The organism is Streptomyces sp. NPDC033131 (assembly GCF_055578365.1).
In genome coordinates this window covers 295,348-314,137 of sequence record NZ_JBVIPA010000005.1, presented here as the reverse complement: position 1 = coordinate 314,137, position 18,790 = coordinate 295,348, and the positions used below count along the sequence as shown (strand labels likewise).

General features: G+C 69.4%; 17 protein-coding genes, 1 rRNA gene and 1 riboswitch. Of the genes, 12 read left to right on the top strand and 6 right to left on the bottom strand.

Annotated features, from left to right (window positions below):
• Positions 1–142 precede the first annotated feature (142 nt).
• The 11 genes from rrf to ACZ5XS_RS10190 all read left to right on the top strand — a co-directional run bounded on the left by rrf (position 143) and on the right by ACZ5XS_RS10190 (position 10,397).
• Positions 143–259: ribosomal RNA gene (rrf, locus tag ACZ5XS_RS10240) — 5S ribosomal RNA — on the top strand.
• 109 nt (positions 260–368) lie between these two features.
• Positions 369–977: a CDP-alcohol phosphatidyltransferase family protein gene (locus ACZ5XS_RS10235; RefSeq protein WP_053748929.1), complete on the top strand. Its 609-nt coding sequence runs from the start codon at positions 369–371 to the stop codon at positions 975–977.
• A 115-nt stretch (positions 978–1,092) separates the two neighbouring features.
• The gene (locus ACZ5XS_RS10230; protein WP_468649661.1) at positions 1,093–3,588 is read left to right on the top strand and encodes a sugar phosphate nucleotidyltransferase; all 2,496 of its coding nucleotides are present in this window, start codon (positions 1,093–1,095) and stop codon (positions 3,586–3,588) included.
• Between the two features lie 94 nt (positions 3,589–3,682).
• The gene (locus ACZ5XS_RS10225) at positions 3,683–4,588 is read left to right on the top strand and encodes a DUF881 domain-containing protein (protein WP_468649659.1); all 906 of its coding nucleotides are present in this window, start codon (positions 3,683–3,685) and stop codon (positions 4,586–4,588) included.
• Positions 4,585–4,917, top strand: coding sequence for a small basic family protein (locus ACZ5XS_RS10220; protein WP_030794354.1), 333 nt, complete (start codon positions 4,585–4,587; stop codon positions 4,915–4,917). Before ACZ5XS_RS10225 ends, ACZ5XS_RS10220 begins: the two co-directional genes overlap by 4 nt.
• 5 nt (positions 4,918–4,922) lie before the next feature.
• A complete protein-coding gene (locus tag ACZ5XS_RS10215; RefSeq protein WP_468649657.1) occupies positions 4,923–5,756 on the top strand; it encodes a DUF881 domain-containing protein in 834 nt (277 codons plus the stop codon).
• A gap of 61 nt (positions 5,757–5,817) precedes the next feature.
• On the top strand, positions 5,818–6,723 hold the full coding sequence (locus ACZ5XS_RS10210) for an FHA domain-containing protein (RefSeq protein WP_468649655.1): 906 nt from the start codon (positions 5,818–5,820) through the stop codon (positions 6,721–6,723).
• 17 nt (positions 6,724–6,740) lie between these two features.
• Complete coding sequence (ftsR, locus tag ACZ5XS_RS10205; RefSeq protein WP_468649653.1) at positions 6,741–7,478, top strand: transcriptional regulator FtsR; 738 nt, start codon at positions 6,741–6,743, stop codon at positions 7,476–7,478.
• 85 nt (positions 7,479–7,563) lie between these two features.
• Positions 7,564–8,037: a bifunctional nuclease family protein gene (locus ACZ5XS_RS10200; protein WP_004002801.1), complete on the top strand. Its 474-nt coding sequence runs from the start codon at positions 7,564–7,566 to the stop codon at positions 8,035–8,037.
• A gap of 259 nt (positions 8,038–8,296) precedes the next feature.
• Positions 8,297–8,941: a MerR family transcriptional regulator gene (locus ACZ5XS_RS10195; protein ID WP_468649651.1), complete on the top strand. Its 645-nt coding sequence runs from the start codon at positions 8,297–8,299 to the stop codon at positions 8,939–8,941.
• Positions 8,942–8,999: 58 nt separating this feature from the next.
• The gene (locus ACZ5XS_RS10190; RefSeq protein WP_468649649.1) at positions 9,000–10,397 is read left to right on the top strand and encodes a DNA polymerase IV; all 1,398 of its coding nucleotides are present in this window, start codon (positions 9,000–9,002) and stop codon (positions 10,395–10,397) included.
• Positions 10,398–10,694: 297 nt separating this feature from the next.
• Here ACZ5XS_RS10190 and ACZ5XS_RS10185 read toward each other — a convergent pair whose 3' ends face one another.
• A complete protein-coding gene (locus ACZ5XS_RS10185) occupies positions 10,695–11,066 on the bottom strand; it encodes a PRC-barrel domain-containing protein (RefSeq protein WP_468649647.1) in 372 nt (123 codons plus the stop codon).
• 113 nt (positions 11,067–11,179) lie between these two features.
• Positions 11,180–11,275: riboswitch (glycine riboswitch) on the top strand.
• A gap of 184 nt (positions 11,276–11,459) precedes the next feature.
• Here ACZ5XS_RS10185 and gcvP point away from each other — a divergent pair.
• The gene (gene gcvP / locus ACZ5XS_RS10180; protein WP_468649645.1) at positions 11,460–14,345 is read left to right on the top strand and encodes an aminomethyl-transferring glycine dehydrogenase; all 2,886 of its coding nucleotides are present in this window, start codon (positions 11,460–11,462) and stop codon (positions 14,343–14,345) included.
• 73 nt (positions 14,346–14,418) lie between these two features.
• On the opposite strand, the gene ACZ5XS_RS10175 is transcribed toward gcvP, so the two are convergent.
• From ACZ5XS_RS10175 to ACZ5XS_RS10155, 5 genes are all read right to left on the bottom strand, one after another.
• Entirely contained in the window at positions 14,419–14,838 is a 420-nt protein-coding gene (locus tag ACZ5XS_RS10175) for a TOBE domain-containing protein (protein ID WP_468649643.1), read from the bottom strand.
• Between the two features lie 62 nt (positions 14,839–14,900).
• Positions 14,901–16,013: an ABC transporter ATP-binding protein gene (locus tag ACZ5XS_RS10170; protein ID WP_468649641.1), complete on the bottom strand. Its 1,113-nt coding sequence runs from the start codon at positions 16,011–16,013 to the stop codon at positions 14,901–14,903.
• Between the two features lie 521 nt (positions 16,014–16,534).
• Entirely contained in the window at positions 16,535–17,392 is an 858-nt protein-coding gene (modB, locus tag ACZ5XS_RS10165) for a molybdate ABC transporter permease subunit (RefSeq protein WP_468649639.1), read from the bottom strand.
• The gene (modA, locus tag ACZ5XS_RS10160; RefSeq protein WP_468649637.1) at positions 17,389–18,210 is read right to left on the bottom strand and encodes a molybdate ABC transporter substrate-binding protein; all 822 of its coding nucleotides are present in this window, start codon (positions 18,208–18,210) and stop codon (positions 17,389–17,391) included. Before modA ends, modB begins: the two co-directional genes overlap by 4 nt.
• 171 nt (positions 18,211–18,381) lie before the next feature.
• Positions 18,382–18,777: a TOBE domain-containing protein gene (locus ACZ5XS_RS10155; protein ID WP_468649635.1), complete on the bottom strand. Its 396-nt coding sequence runs from the start codon at positions 18,775–18,777 to the stop codon at positions 18,382–18,384.
• Positions 18,778–18,790 lie beyond the last annotated feature (13 nt).

Here is an 18,790-nt window from a genome sequence, read left to right as displayed (position 1 = left end):
CGGTAACGTGTGGAGTTGACCGGTACTAATAGGCCGAGGGCTTGTCCTCAGTTGCTCGCGTCCACTGTGTTGGTTCTGAAACCACGAACAGCCCCATGCCCATGGTCACGGGTGTGGTGCGGCTGAAACAGTTTCATAGTGTTTCGGTGGTTATAGCGTGAGGGAAACGCCCGGTTACATTCCGAACCCGGAAGCTAAGCCTTACAGCGCCGATGGTACTGCAGGGGGGACCCTGTGGGAGAGTAGGACGCCGCCGAACTCCTTTTAGAGCTCCGGCTCTTGGGCACGCAGCCCAAGAGCCGGAGCTTTTTTGCGTTGAGGTAAGGTCAGGGGGCATCGTCGGCTTATTGTGCACAGGAGGCTCCCGGGTGGAGGTCCAGGAGACCCGCGTCCAGACGGACCGGGTCCTCACCATCCCCAACATCCTCAGCATGGCGCGGCTCGCTGGGGTGCCGCTCTTCCTGTGGCTGATCCTCAGGCCTGAGTTCGGCGGTCCCCAAAGTGACGGGTGGGCGCTTCTGGTGCTGGCTCTGAGCGGGGTCACCGACTACCTGGACGGGAAGCTGGCGCGGCGCTGGAACCAGATCAGCAGCCTTGGCCGGCTCCTGGATCCAGCGGCTGACAGGCTCTACATTCTTTCGACTTTGGTCGGTCTCACCTGGCGCGAGATTCTGCCAATCTGGTTGACCGCTGCACTTCTGGCGCGCGAGTTGGTTCTGCTGGTGATGGTGGGCATCCTCAGACGCCACGGCTATCCGCCTCCACAGGTGAACTTCCTGGGCAAGGCCGCGACCTTCAACCTGATGTACGCCTTCCCCCTGCTCCTGCTCAGTGACGGGAGTGGATGGATCGCGTCACTCGCTGCTATTTTCGGATGGGCGTTCGCAGGGTGGGGTACAACGCTGTATTGGTGGGCAGGAGTCCTCTACGTGGTACAGGTCCGCCGCCTGGTCCGTGCGGACGCCATGGCCGACTGAACTCGCTGATTGCAACGGCTGTATCGGCCCGATGGCCCGCGGCGGAAAAGTGCGGGACAATCTGACGGGTGAAGTCGGCTAGACCGTCATCTTTTTAGAGGAGGACGCTTCCGACATGAAGGCCGTCGTGATGGCCGGAGGCGAAGGCACACGTCTTCGCCCTATGACCTCGAGCATGCCCAAGCCGCTCCTTCCGGTGGCCAACAGGCCGATCATGGAGCACGTTCTGCGGCTGCTCAAAAGGCATGGGCTCAACGAGACCGTCGTTACTGTCCAGTTCCTGGCCTCGCTGGTCAAGAACTACTTCGGTGACGGTGAGGAGCTCGGTATGGAGCTCACCTACGCCAATGAGGAGAAGCCACTCGGTACCGCCGGAAGCGTCAAGAACGCCGAAGAGGCGCTGAAGGACGATGCTTTCCTCGTCATTTCCGGCGATGCCCTGACCGACTTCGATCTCACCGAGCTCATCAGTTTCCACAAGGAAAAGGGTGCGCTGGTCACCGTCTGCCTGACGCGTGTGCCCAACCCGTTGGAGTTCGGTATCACGATCGTCGACGAGGAGGGCAAGGTCGAGCGCTTTCTGGAGAAGCCGACCTGGGGCCAGGTCTTCTCGGACACCGTGAACACGGGTATCTATGTGATGGAGCCCGAGGTGTTCGACTATGTCGAGGCCGATGTCTCCGTCGACTGGTCCGGTGATGTCTTCCCGCAGTTGATGAAGGAAGGCAAGCCCATCTACGGCTATATCGCCGAGGGCTACTGGGAGGACGTCGGTACCCACGAGAGCTATGTGAAGGCGCAGGCCGACGTCCTGGAGGGCAAGGTCGACGTCGATCTCGACGGCTTCGAGATCTCCCCGGGCGTGTGGGTGGCGGAAGGCGCCGAAGTACACCCCGACGCCGTTCTCCGTGGACCGCTTTACATCGGTGACTACGCCAAGGTCGAGGCCGGCGCCGAAATCCGCGAGCACAGCGTCATCGGCTCGAACGTCGTCGTCAAGGCCGGGGCCTTTCTGCACAAGGCTGTCGTGCACGACAACGTGTACGTCGGTCAGCACAGCAACTTGCGGGGATGCGTCGTCGGAAAGAACACCGACATCATGCGCGCGGCCCGGATCGAGGACGGCGCCGTCATCGGGGACGAGTGCCTGATCGGTGAAGAATCGATCGTGCAGGGCAATGTGCGGGTCTACCCGTTCAAGACGATCGAGGCCGGTGCGTTCGTCAACACCTCGGTCATCTGGGAGTCCAGGGGGCAGGCCCACCTCTTCGGTGCCCGTGGTGTGTCCGGAATCCTGAACGTGGAGATCACTCCCGAGCTGGCCGTGCGTCTCGCCGGCGCCTACGCGACCACGCTCAAGAAGGGGTCGACCGTCACCACGGCCCGTGACCACTCACGTGGTGCCCGTGCGCTCAAGCGGGCGGTCATCTCCGCTCTGCAGACCAGTGCCATCGACGTACGTGACCTGGAGAACGTGCCGCTGCCGGTGGCGCGACAGCAGACCGCGCGAGGCAGCGCCGGCGGGATCATGATCCGGACCACGCCCGGTATCCCGGATTCCGTGGACATCATGTTCTTCGACGGTCAGGGCGCGGACCTCTCGCAGGGGAGCCAGCGCAAGCTGGACCGGGTGTTCGCGCGGCAGGAGTACCGGCGGGCGTTCCCGGGTGAGATCGGAGACCTGCACTTCCCTGCCAGCGTCTTCGACTCGTACACCGGGTCGTTGCTGCGGAACGTCGACACCACGGGCATCTCCGAGTCCGGTCTCAAGGTCGTCGTCGACGCGTCGAACGGCAGCGCCGGGCTTGTGCTGCCCAGCCTGCTCGGAAAGCTCGGTGTGGACGCGCTGACCATCAACCCGGGGCTCGACGAGTCCAGGCCCACCGAGTCGGCGGACGGGCGCCGGTCGGGGCTTGTGCGGCTGGGAGAGATCGTGGCGTCCGCGCGGGCCGCGTTCGGGGTGCGGTTCGACCCGGTCGGTGAGCGGCTGTCGCTGGTCGACGAGAAGGGGCGGATCGTCGAGGACGACCGTGCGCTGCTCGTCATGCTCGACCTGGTGGCTGCGGAGCGGCGCAGTGGCCGAGTCGCGTTGCCGGTGACCACGACCAGGATCGCCGAGCAGGTGGCGGCGTACCACGGGACGCAGGTGGAGTGGACGACCACTTCCCCGGACGACCTGACCCGCGTCGGCCGCGACGACACGACGATCTTCGGTGGGGACGGCAAGGGCGGATTCATCGTCCCCGAGTTCAGCAGTGTCTTCGACGGTACGGCGGCCTTCGTGCGGCTGATCGGGCTGGTGGCGCGGACGCAGCTGACGCTCAGCCAGATCGATGCGCGGATTCCCCGGGCGCATGTCCTCAAGCGGGATCTGGCGACTCCCTGGGCCGTCAAGGGCCTGGTGATGCGGCGGGTCGTCGAGGCGGCCGGAGACCGCTTCGTGGACACCACTGATGGCGTGCGCGTGGTGGAGACCGACGGGCGCTGGGTCATGGTGCTGCCGGACCCGGCGGAAGCGGTCACCCACCTGTGGGCGGAAGGGCCGGATGACGCCTCCGCCCAGGCCTTGCTGGACGAGTGGGCGGCGGTCGTGGACAGCGCCGGGCGCTGAAACCACCGCACGCGTGCGTGCCGGGCAGGTTCCCAGGGGGCCTGTCCGGCACGCCGGTGGGGCCATTCGGAGGTAGTGGTCGCGACGTGCGACGATGTGCGGCATGCCGCAGCAGCCCCCCGTTCGGAGCACTCCTACGCGCCCCTCGCGCCCGGACGCGTCCATGTCGCTGCTCACCAACGTCATGGACCACAGCCTCGACGAGGGGTATGCCGAGGCCGCCGTCCGGAAGAGGGCCGCAGGCGACGGGGGTCTGCCCAAGACGCTTCGGTCGAAGCTGGGTCTGGCCGCCGGCCTGGTGCTCGCCGCGCTGGTCGTGACCGTCGGAGCCGCCCAGGCCCGGGTCGCCGCTCCTGTCGTCGCCAAGGAGCGCGAGGAACTGATCGACCGCATCGACCGGGAGACCGAGGCCGCGGACAAGCTGGAGGACTCCGTCGACGAGCTGCGCGACGACGTGAGCGCGCGCCAGCGAGCGGCCCTCAGGGACAGCGGTGGCAGCGACCAGGCCGAACTCATGGGCATTCTCTCGGGCGCCACGGCAGTGCACGGCCCCGGAGTGAAACTGGTCGTGGACGACGCCAAGGAAGCCTCCTCCGGCGGTGACGGCGGCCCGCGCGAGACCTCCGGGTTCTCCGACACCGGGCGGGTGCGCGACCGGGACATGCAGCGGGTGGTCAACGGACTGTGGGAGTCGGGCGCCGAGGCGGTGTCGATCAACGGGCAGCGGCTGACGGCGCTGTCGGCGATCAGGGCCGCGGGTGACGCGATACTGGTCGACAACAAGCCGCTCGTTCCGCCGTATACGGTGCTTGCGGTGGGGGACGGCAAGCGGCTGAGCACCAGGTTCCAGAACAGCGCCGACGGCCTGTATCTGCATGCCCTGCAGGAGAACTACGGCATCCGGACCGCCATTTCCGTGGCGGACGACCTCCGGCTGCCCGCCGCGCCGAGTGTGATCGTACGTACTGCACAGCCGAGAAATGAGAAGGGCACATCGTGATCGCCGTACTGGGCCTCGTCGTGGGAGTCGTGGCCGGCCTGTTGGTCCGGCCCGAGGTTCCGGCGGTCGTCGAGCCTTATCTGCCGATTGCCGTGGTGGCGGCGCTCGACGCCGTGTTCGGAGGTCTGCGGGCCATGCTCGACGGTATCTTCGACGACAAGGTCTTCGTCGTGTCGTTCCTGTCCAACGTGGTCGTGGCCGCGCTGATCGTGTTCCTGGGCGACAAGTTGGGCGTCGGCGCGCAGTTGTCCACCGGTGTCGTCGTGGTGCTCGGGATCCGGATCTTCTCCAATGCCGCGGCGATCCGCCGGCACATCTTCCGGGCGTGAGGCGGATGAGCAACCAGGACGAGACGCCCGAGAACAGGCTGCGCAAGGAGCTGCCGGAGGAAGTGACCGCCGAGCCTTCCGCGGCGGCTGCGGAGGCCTCCGAGGAGCCGCCGCAGCTGACCGGCCGCCAGCGGCTGGTGAACGGTCTGTGGCCGCCGCGTGTCACCAGGGCCCAACTCATCGTCGCGATACTGCTGTTCGGGCTGGGGTTCGGGCTGGCCGTGCAGGTGGCGTCGAACAGTGACAGTGACAGCGCTCTGCGGGGGGCACGTCAGGAAGATCTTGTTCGTATCCTCGATGAACTGGATGACCGTACTCAGCGTCTTGAAGACGAGAAGCAGGGCCTCGAAAGGCAGCGGGACGAGCTGGAGAACAGCTCGGACCAGGCCGAGGAGGCCCGTAAACAGACGGTGGAGAAGGAGAAGCAGCTCGGCATCCTGGCGGGCACGGTGGCCGCGCAGGGACCGGGCATCACGATGACCATCGGTGACCCGAAGGGGGCGGTCCAGGCGGACATGCTGCTCGACGCGATCCAGGAGCTGCGCGCGGCCGGTGCCGAGGCGATCCAGGTGAACGGCGTGCGGGTCGTCGCGGGCACCTACCTGACCGACTCCGACAAGAGTGTCAGCGTCGACGGGAACAAGATCAACCGCCCTTATCGTTTCAAGGTCATCGGCAAGCCGCAGGATCTCGAGCCGGCGCTCAACATCCCCGGAGGCGTGGTGCAGACTCTTGAGAAGGAGCAGGCCACCGTGACCGTCGAGCGGGCGGACAAGATCGTCGTTGACGCCTTGCGAGCGGCGAAGCGGCCTGACTACGCTCGGTCGTCCTCCCAGTGAACCGGGGGTGCATGGGGGACGTCCGGCGAGGGCATGAGGTTGCGGGGGGTCGGCGCACCGATTGGGTGGTGCGTGGTGGAAACTGTCCGGTGGAGACGGACGTTGTGAGGATGTCCGGATCGACCGGTGTGTTCAATCAGGGTTCGTCCTGCCCCACGGGCGGGTCTGTTTCGGTCAAGGGGAATCGCCCGTGAAGTTGTTTGCGAAGTTGTTCGGCAAGAGCGCGCGAGAGGGCAGCGACAACGCGACCGCCCGTCATCGCGCACAGCCTGACGCAGAAGGCCAGCGGCCGTTGTTCCGGGACCAGGTCGATGGTCCGGGCGGTGACGTTTCCGGAGGTCAGGGCGCGCCGTCAGTTGACCCTGCCCAGTCCGGAGGCATAGGTTTCGGGCAACCGTCAACCTCAAGCACGGGTGGAGGGTTTTCCCCTATGTCGGCCCTGGTGTGTACGAGGTGCGGTAACCGCAACGCGGAGAACAGCCGCTTCTGCTCCAACTGCGGTGCTCCGCTGCGGGCGGGGGCAACGCCCGAGCGTCCGTCCGAGACGACGTCCACGATCTCCATCTCCGGGCTCGAGGCCTACGACGCCGAGGTCACGGGCCAGACGCAGATGCCCATGCTCTCCCCAGAGGCGCAGGCTGCCGTCGACGCGCTGCCGCTCGGCTCGGCGCTCCTGGTGGTGCGCCGCGGTCCCAACTCGGGCAGCCGCTTCCTGCTGGACGGCGATCTGACCACGGCCGGGCGCCACCCGCAGAGCGACATCTTCCTGGACGACGTGACGGTCTCCCGTCGACACGTGGAGTTCCGCCGCGGCCCGGACGGCTCGTTCACGGTGGCCGACGTGGGCAGTCTGAACGGCACGTACGTCAACCGCGAGCGGATCGACCAGGTCGCACTGTCGAACGGTGACGAGGTGCAGATCGGCAAGTACCGGCTGGTCTTCTACGCGAGCCAGCGGGGCTACTGACCCTCCCGGGAAGGTCCATGCTGCAAACACCGAGCGGCGGTGCCGGGCAAGGCGCCGCCGCCACGGACAGTGAGCTGATGAGCATCGGCTCGGTGCTGAACATGCTGCGCGACGAGTTCCCCGAAGTCACCATCTCCAAGATCCGTTTCCTGGAGTCGGAGGGCCTTGTCGAGCCGCAGCGGACCCCCTCGGGGTATCGCAAGTTCAGTGCTGACGACGTCGAGCGCCTCGGTCACGTCCTGAGGATGCAGCGGGACCACTATCTGCCGCTCAAGGTGATTCGCGAGCACCTCGACGCCATGGAGCGCGGTGAGGCCGCGCCACTGCCGACAGTGGGCCGTCAGCGCGACGGCGAGGGTCTTTCGGAGATCGCCGACGGGCCGACCGCGGCCAGGATCGGGCGGGGTCAGCTGATGGCGGCCGCCGAGATCGGCGAGCAGGAACTTCAGGAGTGGGAGTCGTACGGGCTGATCTCTCCGCTGCCCGACGGGGCGTATGACGCCGAGGCGGCCACTGTGGCCTCGCTCATCGCCGAGCTGGGGCGGTTCGGGATCGAGCCGCGGCATCTGCGGGTGATGAAGACGGCGGCCGAGCGCGAGGCGGGGCTGGTCGACCAGGTGGTGGCCCCGCTGAGGCGCCATCGCAACCCCCAGACCAGGGCACATGCCGAGGCCCGTACGAAGGAACTGGCCGGGCTCACGGTGAAGCTGCACGCGGCACTCGTGCAGACCGCGCTGGGCGTGCGGTTGCCGTGACGCGGGCGGGTTCGCACGGGCCGGATAGGCCACCCGTTCTCTGCCCGACTACCCAAACGTCCCGGGCACGGCCTAGGGTTGCTGTGTGAACGAGCTCGATGTCGTAGGTGTCCGGGTCGAAATGCCCTCCAACCAACCGATCGTGCTCCTGCGTGAAGTGGGAGGCGACCGCTACCTCCCCATCTGGATCGGGCCTGGGGAGGCAACGGCGATCGCCTTCGCGCAGCAGGGCATGGCCCCCGCCCGACCGCTGACCCATGACCTGTTCAAGGACGTGCTGGAGGCCGTCGGGCAGGAGCTCACCGAAGTGCGCATCACGGATCTGCGTGAAGGCGTCTTCTACGCGGAGCTGGTCTTCGCCAGCGGAGTCGAGGTGAGTGCCCGCCCGTCCGACGCCATAGCGCTGGCCCTGCGCACCGGGACGCCGATCTACGGCAGTGACGGCGTGCTCGACGACGCCGGCATCGCGATCCCGGACGAGCAGGAGGACGAGGTGGAGAAGTTCCGTGAGTTCCTCGACCAGATCTCGCCCGAGGACTTCGGAACCAGCAGCCAGTGAGGCGTCCGCCGCCTCGTGGGCGAACCGGCCCGCGGGGCTCGGCCATGTCCGTCGACGCCTCACATGCGGGCATTTGCCGGCGGTGCGTGAGAGAGTCGTACGGGCCGCTCAGGGCACATTCGGCTAGCCTTTCCCCGCGGTTGGGTGCGGGAAACCACTCGAAGGGTGATTATCACCCGGCGTGCCGAGTGTGGCGATCGTTGACGCGCCCCTGGTGACTGCCTACCGTCGAGAAGGCAGGTCAAGGACGGAGGTCGGCGTGAGCAGCAGCGGCGACGGTACGGCTGGGGGTGCCCCCGGACGCAGTCTCGGGGCGAGCGGTCCGTACCCGCTTCACAGCAACGCGGCCGATCACGCTCCGCAGCGACCGACGGCCGTGCCGAGCAGCGGAGGGGCGACGTCCATGGCGTCCGAGCAGATCGGCTACCGCGGTCCGACGGCCTGCGCGGCCGCCGGCATCACCTACCGGCAACTGGACTACTGGGCCCGCACCGGTCTCGTCGAGCCGAGTGTGCGGCCGGCCCACGGGTCGGGAACGCAGCGTCTGTACAGCTTCCGGGACGTTGTCGTCCTGAAGATCGTCAAGCGCTTTCTGGACACCGGTGTGTCGCTGCAGAACATCCGCACCACCGTTCAGCACCTCAGGGAACGCGGTTTCAGCGACCTGGAGCGCATGACGCTGATGAGCGACGGTGCCACGGTGTACGAGTGCACCTCGCCGGACGAGGTCCACGCGCTGTTGCAGGGTGGCCAGGGCATCTTCGGAATCGCCGTGGGTGTCGTGTGGCGGGACGTGGAGAACGCGCTTTCCCAGCTGCACGGCGAGCGGATCGACACCGGGGAGACCCTCGTGGGGCACAACCCCGCGGACGAGCTGGCGCGGCGGCGCAACCGGGCGGTCTGACCGCCGGCCCCGCTCTCCGGGGACGGCATTGTCAGTGGCGTAGGGCAGCATCGGAGATGTGAGAAGCGCGCCCACGATCCTGCATCTCGACATGGATGCCTTCTTCGCCTCGGCGGAGCAGGCGTCCAAGCCGAGCCTGCGCGGGAAGGCCGTCGTCGTGGGCGGGCTCGGGCCGCGGGGCGTGGTGGCCACGGCGTCGTACGAGGCACGGGTCTTCGGGGTTCATTCGGCGATGCCCATGGCCCAGGCGCGTCGGCTCGCCCCGAACGCGGCGTATCTGGTGCCGCGTGGTGCGTTCTACCGGTCGATCAGCGAGCAGGTGATGGGGCTTCTGCGGGCGCTGTCGCCTCTTGTGGAGCCGTTGAGCCTGGACGAGGCGTTCGTGGACCTGGAGGCCGGGGGAGCGGCCTGGGACGACGCCTCGGCGCGGCTGGCCGGGGCGAAACTGCGGACCGACATACGAGCCGTGACCGGGCTCACCGGGTCGGTGGGCCTCGCCGCTTCCAAGATGCTCGCGAAGATCGCCTCGGAGCAGGCCAAACCCGACGGACTGGTGGTCATCGAACCGGGGACCGAGCGGGCCATGCTCGGGCCGATGTCGGTGCGGACGCTGCCGGGGGTGGGGCCGACGACGGGCGACCATCTGCGGCGGGCCGGGATCCATACGGTCGACGAGATGGCCGAGGCGGGTGAGGACGAGCTCGTACGGCTGCTGGGCAAGGCCCACGGGCACGCGCTGTACGCCATGGCGCTGGCGCACGACGAGCGGCCGGTGGTGGCCGAGCGGGAGACGAAGTCGGTGTCCGTGGAGGACACGTACGACGTCGACATTCACGACCGGGTCCGGGTGGGGATGGAAGTACAGCGGCTGGCCGACCGGTGTGTGCGGCGGTTGCGGGAAGCGGGGCTGTCCGGGCGGACCATCGTGCTGAAGGTGCGGAGATACGACTTCTCGACGCTGACCCGGTCCGAGACCCTGCGGGGGCCCACGGACGATCCGGCAGTGGTGCGGGAGGCTGCGGCGCGGCTGTTGGACCCGGTGGACACGACAGGGGGCGTGCGGCTGCTGGGGGTGGGCGTGAGCGGCCTGGCCGACTACACGCAGGAGGACCTGTTCGCGCAGGCGGCGGGGGACCGGGGGGATGTCGTCGGGTCGGTGGAGGACACCGATGACGTGCCCGCGGTGGAACCGGCCGGGCCGGTCGAGCGGAGATGGGTCTCGGGGCACGACGTCACCCATGCCGAGTACGGGCACGGGTGGGTGCAGGGGAGCGGACTCGGGCGGGTCACCGTGCGCTTCGAGACACCCGACTCGGAGCCCGGGCGCGTGCGGACCTTCCGGGTCGACGACCCGGAGTTGGAGCCGGCGGAGCCGTTGCCGTTGGTGGCGCGGAGACCTGAGGCGGGCGCCGGTGGGGGGCCTTCTGCGGATGAGGGCCGGGTGCGAGCGGTGTGAAGCGCGGCGGGGAGATGCGGGTGAAGCGTGGTGGGGTGCGCGGATGAGTAGTGAGAGGAGGGCCGGCGGGATGGGTTCGTGCGGGTCGCACCGGCCTTGGCCGAGAGGGGATGCGGGGCGCCTGCGGACGGCGGTTCGCGGGGATTCGTGCGTGACCGGGGTCGGTGTGGGCCGGGGGTGGGTGGCGCAGCCCGGTGCTGACCGGGTGCCGCCTGCGCCCACCCGTGGCGCCCCGAGCGGCACGACTGCCCGCAGGTGGCGGGGCGGCTGGGGCGCGTTCGTGCCGTGCCGGTGGGGTCACGGGTCGTCCGTGCCTGCCACCTTGCCGAAGTTGCGGTCCGGGAAGGGGGGAGGGGCGCCCAGGTCCAGACCGTAGTGGTGGTAGAGCTGGAGTTCTTGTTCGGGAGAGAGATGGCGGCCCACGCCGAAGTCGGGAGCGTCCTTGATCAGGGCGCGGTCGTAGGGGACGTGGAGGGTGCCCTCGACGAGTTCGCTCGGTTCCAGGGGGACGAAGGCATCCCTGGAGAAGAGGCCGGTGCGTATGGCGGCCCACTCCGGTTCGCCGGTCGCGTCGTCGAGGTAGACCTCGTCGATGGTGCCGAGCTTCGTGCCGTTGCGGTCGAGCGCCTTGCGGCCGATCAGGTTGCGCGGATCGATGTCGGTCTGCACGGGCCCTCCACTTGGTCGCAACTCATCCGTAAGCACTACAAAAGAGCAGATTGAGGATGGCGGCCACTCGAAGGTGGGAGTGTGGACCTCGCTGGTACGCTGACAACGGCTGCTGACCCCGTGCGGGAGAGTCCTCCAGACTTCATCGGAGGCGCCGAAGGAGCAAATCCTCCCCGGAATCTCTCAGGCCCACGTACCGCACGGACGAGGTCACTCTGGAAAGCAGGGCGGGTGCCGACGGCGTCGACGGCTTCCGCTCTCACCGACGGTGAAAGTCGGGTGCCCTCGGGTGTCCGGTGAAGCTCTCAGGTTGTGATGACAGAGGGGGAGGCCGTCCGGGTACCCGCGCCGTGGTGACCCTCGAAGGTCGCGTCAGACCAGGAGGCCTCCGTAATGACCGCCCATCGCATTCCGCTTTCCGAGCTCGAGCAGGGAATCCCCTTCGAGCAGCGCCACATCGGGCCCGACCAGGAGGCGCGGGCCAAGATGCTCGCGCAGGTCGGGTACGGCTCGCTCGACGAGCTCACCGCCGCCGCGGTCCCGGATGTGATCAAGAACGCCGACATGCTGGAGCTGCCGGGCGCCCGCACCGAGGCCGAGGTGCTGGCCGAGCTGCGTTCGCTGGCCGACCGTAACCAGGTGCTCGACTCCATGATCGGGCTCGGGTACTACGGGACCTTCACACCGCCCGTCATCCTGCGGAACGTCATGGAGAACGCCGCCTGGTACACGGCGTACACGCCTTACCAGCCGGAGATCTCCCAGGGGCGCCTCGAAGCCCTGCTCAACTTCCAGACCATGGTCGCCGAGCTCACCGGGCTGCCGACCTCGGGCGCCTCGCTGCTGGACGAGGGCACCGCGGCCGCCGAGGCTCTGGCGCTGTCCCGGCGCATGGGCAAGAACAAGAAGGGCCTTTTCCTGGTCGACGCGGACACGCTGCCGCAGACCATCGCCGTGATCGAGACGCGCGCCGAGCCGACCGGTGTGGAGGTCGTGGTCGCCGACCTCAGTGACGGTATTCCGGCCGAGATCGCCGGGCGCGAGATCAACGGCGTGCTGCTCCAGTACCCGGGCGCCTCCGGTGCCGTACGCGACATCAAGCCGGTGATCGAGCAGGCCCACGAACTCGGCGCGCTGGTGACCGTCGCCGCCGACCTGCTGGCGCTGACGCTGCTGAAGTCCCCGGGGGAGCTCGGTGCGGACATCGCGGTCGGGACGACGCAGCGCTTCGGTGTGCCGATGGGCTTCGGCGGGCCGCACGCCGGCTACATGGCGGTACGTGAGAAGTTCGCGCGCAGCCTGCCCGGGCGCCTGGTCGGGGTGTCCGTGGACGCCGACGGCAACAAGGCCTACCGCCTCGCACTCCAGACCCGCGAGCAGCACATTCGCCGGGAGAAGGCGACCAGCAACATCTGTACCGCGCAGGTGCTGCTCGCGGTGATGGCCGGTATGTACGCCGTCTACCACGGGCCCGACGGCCTGAAGACCATCGCGCGGCGCACCCACCGGTACGCCACGGTCCTCGCCGCGGGCCTGACGGCCGGCGGGGTCGAGGTCGTGCACGGCTCCTACTTCGACACGCTGGCCGTCCGTGTGCCCGGGCGGGGTGCCCAGGTGGTCGCCGCCGCGCGCGAGAACGGGGTCAACCTGCGTCTCGTGGACGCCGACCACGTGTCCATCGCCTGCGACGAGACCACTCTGCGAGCCCAACTGGCCGCAGTATGGGCCGCGTTCGGGGTCGAGGGGGACATCGAGGCGCTCGACGCGGCCACCGAGGAGACCCTTCCGGGCGCGCTGCTGCGGACCGACGAGTACCTGGCGCACCCCGTGTTCCACCAGTACCGCTCCGAGACCGCGATGCTGCGCTACCTGCGTCGCCTGGCCGACCGGGACTACGCGCTCGACCGCGGCATGATCCCGCTGGGCTCCTGCACCATGAAGCTCAACGCGACCGTCGAGATGGAGCCGGTCACCTGGCCCGAGTTCGGGCAACTGCACCCCTTCGCGCCTGCCGAGCAGGCGCAGGGATACCTCACGCTCATCCGCGAGCTGGAGGAGCGGCTCGCCGAGGTCACCGGGTACGACAACGTCTCGCTGCAGCCCAACGCCGGATCCCAGGGGGAGCTGGCCGGGCTGCTCGCCGTGCGCGGGTATCACCGGGCCAACGGTGACGAGCAGCGGACCGTGTGCCTCATCCCCTCGTCGGCGCACGGCACCAACGCCGCCAGCGCGGTGATGGCGGGCATGAAGGTCGTCGTCGTGAAGACCGCCGGGGACGGCGAGATCGACGTCGAGGACCTGCGGGCGAAGATCGAGCAGTACCGGGACGAGCTGTCGGTGCTGATGATCACGTACCCGTCGACGCACGGGGTGTTCGAGGAGCACGTCGCCGACATCTGCGCCCAGGTGCACGAGGCGGGTGGGCAGGTGTACGTCGACGGGGCCAACCTGAACGCGTTGGTGGGCCTGGCCAAGCCGGGGCACTTCGGCGGTGACGTCTCGCACCTGAACCTGCACAAGACCTTCTGCATCCCGCACGGCGGCGGCGGTCCGGGCGTCGGCCCGGTGGGTGTGCGGTCGCACCTGGCGCCGTATCTGCCGAACCACCCGCTGCAGCCCGCGGCCGGCCCGGAGACCGGTGTCGGGCCGATCTCGGCCGCGCCCTGGGGCTCCGCCGGGATCCTGCCGATCTCGTGGGCGTACGTCCGCCTCATGGGCGGGGAGGGGCTCAAGCGGGCCACGCAGGTGGCGGTGCTCAGTGCCAACTACATCGCCAAGCGGCTGGAGCCGCACTACCCGGTGCTCTACACCGGTCCGGGCGGTCTGGTCGCGCACGAGTGCATCATCGATCTGCGGCCGCTGACCAAGGCGACCGGTGTGAGCGTCGACGACGTCGCCAAGCGGCTCATCGACTACGGCTTCCACGCGCCGACGATGTCCTTCCCGGTGGCCGGCACGCTGATGATCGAGCCGACCGAGTCCGAGGACCTGACCGAGCTCGACCGGTTCTGCGAGGCGATGATCGCCATTCGTACGGAGATCGAGAAGGTCGGCAAGGGCGAGTGGTCCGCGGAGGACAACCCGCTGCGGAACGCGCCGCACACCGCCGGTGCGCTGGGCGGGGAGTGGGAGCACGCCTACACGCGCGAGGACGCCGTCTTCCCGGCCGGTGTGTCGGTCGCGGACAAGTACTGGCCGCCGGTGCGCCGGATCGACCAGGCCTTCGGCGACCGTAACCTCGTCTGCTCCTGCCCGCCGCTGGACGCGTACGAGGACTGACGTGCAGTACACGTGGTGAGGGCCGATACGTGATGAGGGCCCCGTCCGGTTCGCCGGGCGGAGCCCTGGTGCGTCACGGGGTCGCGAGGGAGACCTCGGTCGACTTGATCAGGGCGACGACTGTGGTGCCGGGTGCGAGGGCCAGGTCCGTCGCGGCCTCCTTGGTGATCACCGCGGTCAGCTCACCGTCGTCGAGGGCGACCTTGACGGAGGCCATGGCGCCGCCGGTCGTGATGTCGCGGACGGTGCCCGGGAGCTGGTTGCGGATGGAGACGCCTTCGACGGGGCCGGTGGCCAGGGAGACCTCCGTCGACTTCACCAGGGCGTGTACGGCGGAACCCGCGGCGAGACCGAGTTCCTCGGCGGCCTCCACGGTGATTGCCGCGGTGAGGTTCCGGCCGCCGGTGAGGTGGACCTTGACCGTGGCCATCACCTCGCCGGGGGTGACGGCGGTGACGGTGCCGGGGAGATGATTGCGGATGCTCAGGCTCATGGAGGCCTCGTTGGGGGTGGGGAGCCGGGGGGTGGGGTCCCCACGGTAGTCGGAGGCGGGGGTTATGCCGGGTATGCGTGAGTCTGGGTCGCCTTGACTGTTGCCCAGGCCGGTGCACCCGGGTGCAGATCGAGTTCCGCCGCCGCGACCGTCGTCAGGTCGGCCGCGAGGGGGAGTTCGCCGGTGAGGTCCACACGGATCTGGTCGCCGTGGGTCTCCAGGCCGGCCACTTCGCAGCGCCAGAGGTTGCGGGCGCTGGAGCCGGTGGGGCGGTCGCGGTAGAGGGTCACGGCGCCGGGGGGGAACGCGACGAAGACCGGTCCGGCGAGGTCCTCCGTGGTGGTGATGGAGGGGCCGGCGTCCAGACGGACCGTGTGGCCTTCGGCCTGGCCCCTGTAGAGGTTGAGGCCGACCAGCTGTGCGATGTAGTCCGTGCGGGGGTGGCGGGCGATGTCGGCGGGCGTGCCCTCCTGGACGACCCGGCCGTGTTCGACGACCACCAGCCGGTCGGCCAGCACCATGGCGTCCAGTGGGTCGTGGGTGACCAGGACGGCGACGGCGTCGAACTCTGCGAGGTGGCGGCGGAGTTGGGCGCGTACCTCCAGGCGGGTGCGGGCGTCCAGGGCTGCCAGGGGTTCGTCGAGGAGGAGCAGGCGGGGGCTGGTGGCCAGGGCGCGGGCCAGGGCGACGCGCTGGGCCTGGCCGCCGGAGAGACGGCGGGGCTTGGCGCCGGCGTGGTCGGCGAGACCCATGCGGTCCAGCCACTCGGCGGCCTGCGCGCGGGCCTGCGCCTTGGTCGCGCCGTGGCAGCGGGGTCCGAAGGCCACGTTGTCGAGGGCGGACAGGTGCGGGAAGAGGAGGTAGTCCTGGAAGACGACGCCGACCGGGCGGGACTCGGGGGGTGTGCGGTCCAACTCGACGCCGTCCAGGCGCAGATGGCCGCCGGTGAGCGGGGCGAGGCCGGCGAGGGCGCGCAGGGCGGTGGTCTTGCCGGCGCCGTTCGGGCCGAGCAGGGCTACGACGTCGCCGGGGGCGGCGGTGAGGCTGATGTCCAGGCGGAAGGTGTCGCGGTCGACGACGAGGTGGGCGGCGAGGCCTGGGCCGCGGGTGGTGTTGGCGGCGGCGTCGGTTGTGGCGTCGGTTGTGGTGCCGGCTGGGTCCTCGACGTTGGTCATGAGGGGCGTGTCCTGGAGGGGTTGGCTCGGACCGGGATCGTGTGTGGCTGGGGTCGGTACGCGTCGTTGGTGCGGGTCGTCGATGCCGGCCGTCGGTGTGGGCTGGCGGGGGTGGGTTGCGCGGCCCGGCGCTGACGGGGTGCCGCCTGCGCCCACCCGTGCCGCCCCGAGCGGCACGACTGCCCGCAGGTTGGCGGGGTCGGTGCGGGCCGTCGGTGTGGGCTGGCGGGGGTGGGTTGCGCGGCCCGGCGCTGGCGGGGTGCCGCCTGCGCCCACCCGTGCCGCCCCGAGCGGCACGACTGCCCGCAGGTTGGCGGGGTCGGTGCGGCCGCCAGGTTGGTGGGGTGGCGGGGGCGTCGGCTGGCCGTGCGTGGGTTGGCGGGGTGGGTGGGTGCGGTTGGCTGGTCGTGGGGTGGCGGGGTGGGTGGCCGCCAGGTTGGTGGGGTGGCGTGGGTTGGCGGGGTGGGTGGTGTGGTCTTGCTCCGGTCGGGCAGGGTGGGGGAGGCGTACTCGGGTGAGGGTCATGAGGGGGTCATCCAGCGGTCGCGCAGGGCTGCCAGGACCGCGATCGACACCGCCAGCAGGACCAGGCTGAGGGCGATGGCGGCCGCCGGGTCGTTCTGGAGGGCCAGGTAGACCGCGAGGGGCATGGTCTGGGTTCGGCCCGGGAAGTTGCCCGCGAAGGTGATCGTGGCCCCGAACTCGCCGAGGGCTCGTGCCCAGGCGAGGACGGAGCCCGCTGCGATGCCCGGCATGATCAGCGGCAGCGTGACCCGGCGGAACGCGGTGAAGCGGGAGGCGCCGAGGGTGGTGGCCGCCTCCTCGTAGCGCGGGTCGGCGGCACGCAGGGTGCCCTCGACGCTGATGACGAGGAACGGCATCGCCACGAAGGTCTCCGCGAGGATCACGCCGGTCGTGGTGAACGGGAGGGTGAGCCCGAACCAGGAGTCCAGCCACTGCCCGATCACGCCGTTGCGGCCGAGGGCGAGCAGCAGTGCCACGCCGCCGACCACCGGGGGCAGAACGAGGGGCAGGGTCACCAGGGCGCGGACCAGGCCGCGGCCAGGGAAGTCGGCGCGGGCCAGCAGCCAGGCCAGGGGGACACCGACGACCAGGCTCAGCGCGGTCGCCGCCGTGGCGCACACCAGGGACAGACGGAGGGCCTCCCAGACCGCCGCACTGGTCAGCTGCTCGGGGAGGCTGCGCCAGGGAGCTCGTACGAGCAGGGCGACCAGTGGGAGGAGCAGGAACGCCAGCCCTGCCAGGGCGGGCACGAGGAGGGGAAGGGGCACGCCTCGGCGGGGACCCGCACGCGGAGGCCGGCGCCGTCGGCCCTCCATGGCGACGGTCTCGGACTTGTCCTTGCCGGGTCCGGTCATGGCGTGAGGAATCCGGCCCCGGTCAGGACCCTCTGGCCCTGTGCGGACTGCACCAGTTGGATGAAGGCCTTGGCGGCGGCGGGGTTCGGCGCGTTCTTGAGGAGGGCGATCGGGTAGTCGTTGACGGCCTTCGCCGACTCGGGGAAGGCCACGCCCGCCACCTTGTCACCGGCGGCCTTCACGTCCGTCTTGTAGACGACGGCGGCGTCGGCCTCCTTCAGCTCGACCTTCGTGAGGGCGCTCTTGACGTCCTGCTCGTAGGAGACCGGCGTGAGCTCGAGGCCCGCGCTCTCCAGGGCCGTCTGGGCGGCGGAGCCGCACGGCACCGTCTTGTCGCACAGGACGACCTTCAGGCCGGACTTCGTGAGGTCCTCGAGGGAGGTGACCTTGTCGGGATTGCCCGGCAGGGTGGCGATCTCCAACTGGTTGCGGACGAAGGTGGCGGGTGCGCCGACCGCGTCCTGCCCGTCCGTCACGATCGCCATGGTCTTGGTGCTCGCGGCGGCGAACACGTCGGCCGGGGCGCCGCCCGTGATGTTCGCGGCGAGGGTGTCGCTGCCGCCGAAGCTGAAGGTGACTTTCGTGCTCGGGTGCTCCTGCTCGAACCGCTTGCCCAGCGTCGTGAAGCTCTCCTGGAGCGAGGCGGCGGCGAAGACGGTCACCGTGCCGGAGAGCTTCGCGGAGGAGCCGGATCCGGCCGTGCCCGAGTCCGCCTCGGATGAGCCGGACGAGGAGCACGCGCTCAGGGCCAGCAGCGCGGCGGCTCCCGCGCCGATCGCCCGCAGGGTCCGGCGGGTCCGGCGCACGGAACGGGTCATCACGGGGCCACTCCCTCGGTCTGCCTGAGAAGAGCCCGTCGGACCCTTCCGTTGCGCCGATCATACTTCCGCATGTGCGAGGCATAAGTCAGGTGTGGCATCGCATGAGCCTGGGTGAAACTCGTACAGGGTGGCATGTGCGTTTGTGCGCACGGAGCGCCGAGAGGAGCCTCAGGCGCGGTCGATGTGGACATTCGTCGACTTGACGCGGGCCGTCGCCTCCATGCCGACCTCCAGGCCCAGTTCCTCGACGGCTTCGCGGGTCAGCAGGGACACGAGACGGTGTGGGCCGGCCTGGATCTCGACCTGGGCGGCGACGTCGCCCAGCTTGATGGCGGTGACGATGCCGGGGAAGGCGTTCCGGGCGGAGGTGTAGGGCGTGTCCTCGTCGGTGTTCGCGGCCTTGGCCAGCTCCACCGAGAACGCGGCCAGGTCCCGCCCGTCGACGAGCCGTCGCCCGCCGTCGTCGCGGTGGGTCGCCACCCGGCCGGCGTCCGCCCAGCGGCGCGCGGTGTCGGGGCTCACGCCGAGCAGCCTGGCTGCCTGGCCGATCGTGTAGGACTGCATGCGGTCACGATAG

Coding starts and splice junctions, on each gene's coding strand:
- ACZ5XS_RS10170 (WP_468649641.1), bottom strand. CDS start 16,013: ATGACCAACGTCGAGGACCCAGCCGGCACCACAACCGACGCCACAACC.
- ACZ5XS_RS10215 (WP_468649657.1), top strand. CDS start 4,923: ATGAGCAACCAGGACGAGACGCCCGAGAACAGGCTGCGCAAGGAGCTG.
- ACZ5XS_RS10225 (WP_468649659.1), top strand. CDS start 3,683: ATGTGCGGCATGCCGCAGCAGCCCCCCGTTCGGAGCACTCCTACGCGC.
- gcvP (WP_468649645.1), top strand. CDS start 11,460: ATGACCGCCCATCGCATTCCGCTTTCCGAGCTCGAGCAGGGAATCCCC.
- ACZ5XS_RS10230 (WP_468649661.1), top strand. CDS start 1,093: ATGAAGGCCGTCGTGATGGCCGGAGGCGAAGGCACACGTCTTCGCCCT.
- ftsR (WP_468649653.1), top strand. CDS start 6,741: ATGCTGCAAACACCGAGCGGCGGTGCCGGGCAAGGCGCCGCCGCCACG.
- ACZ5XS_RS10175 (WP_468649643.1), bottom strand. CDS start 14,838: ATGAGCCTGAGCATCCGCAATCATCTCCCCGGCACCGTCACCGCCGTC.
- ACZ5XS_RS10155 (WP_468649635.1), bottom strand. CDS start 18,777: ATGCAGTCCTACACGATCGGCCAGGCAGCCAGGCTGCTCGGCGTGAGC.
- modB (WP_468649639.1), bottom strand. CDS start 17,392: ATGACCGGACCCGGCAAGGACAAGTCCGAGACCGTCGCCATGGAGGGC.
- modA (WP_468649637.1), bottom strand. CDS start 18,210: ATGACCCGTTCCGTGCGCCGGACCCGCCGGACCCTGCGGGCGATCGGC.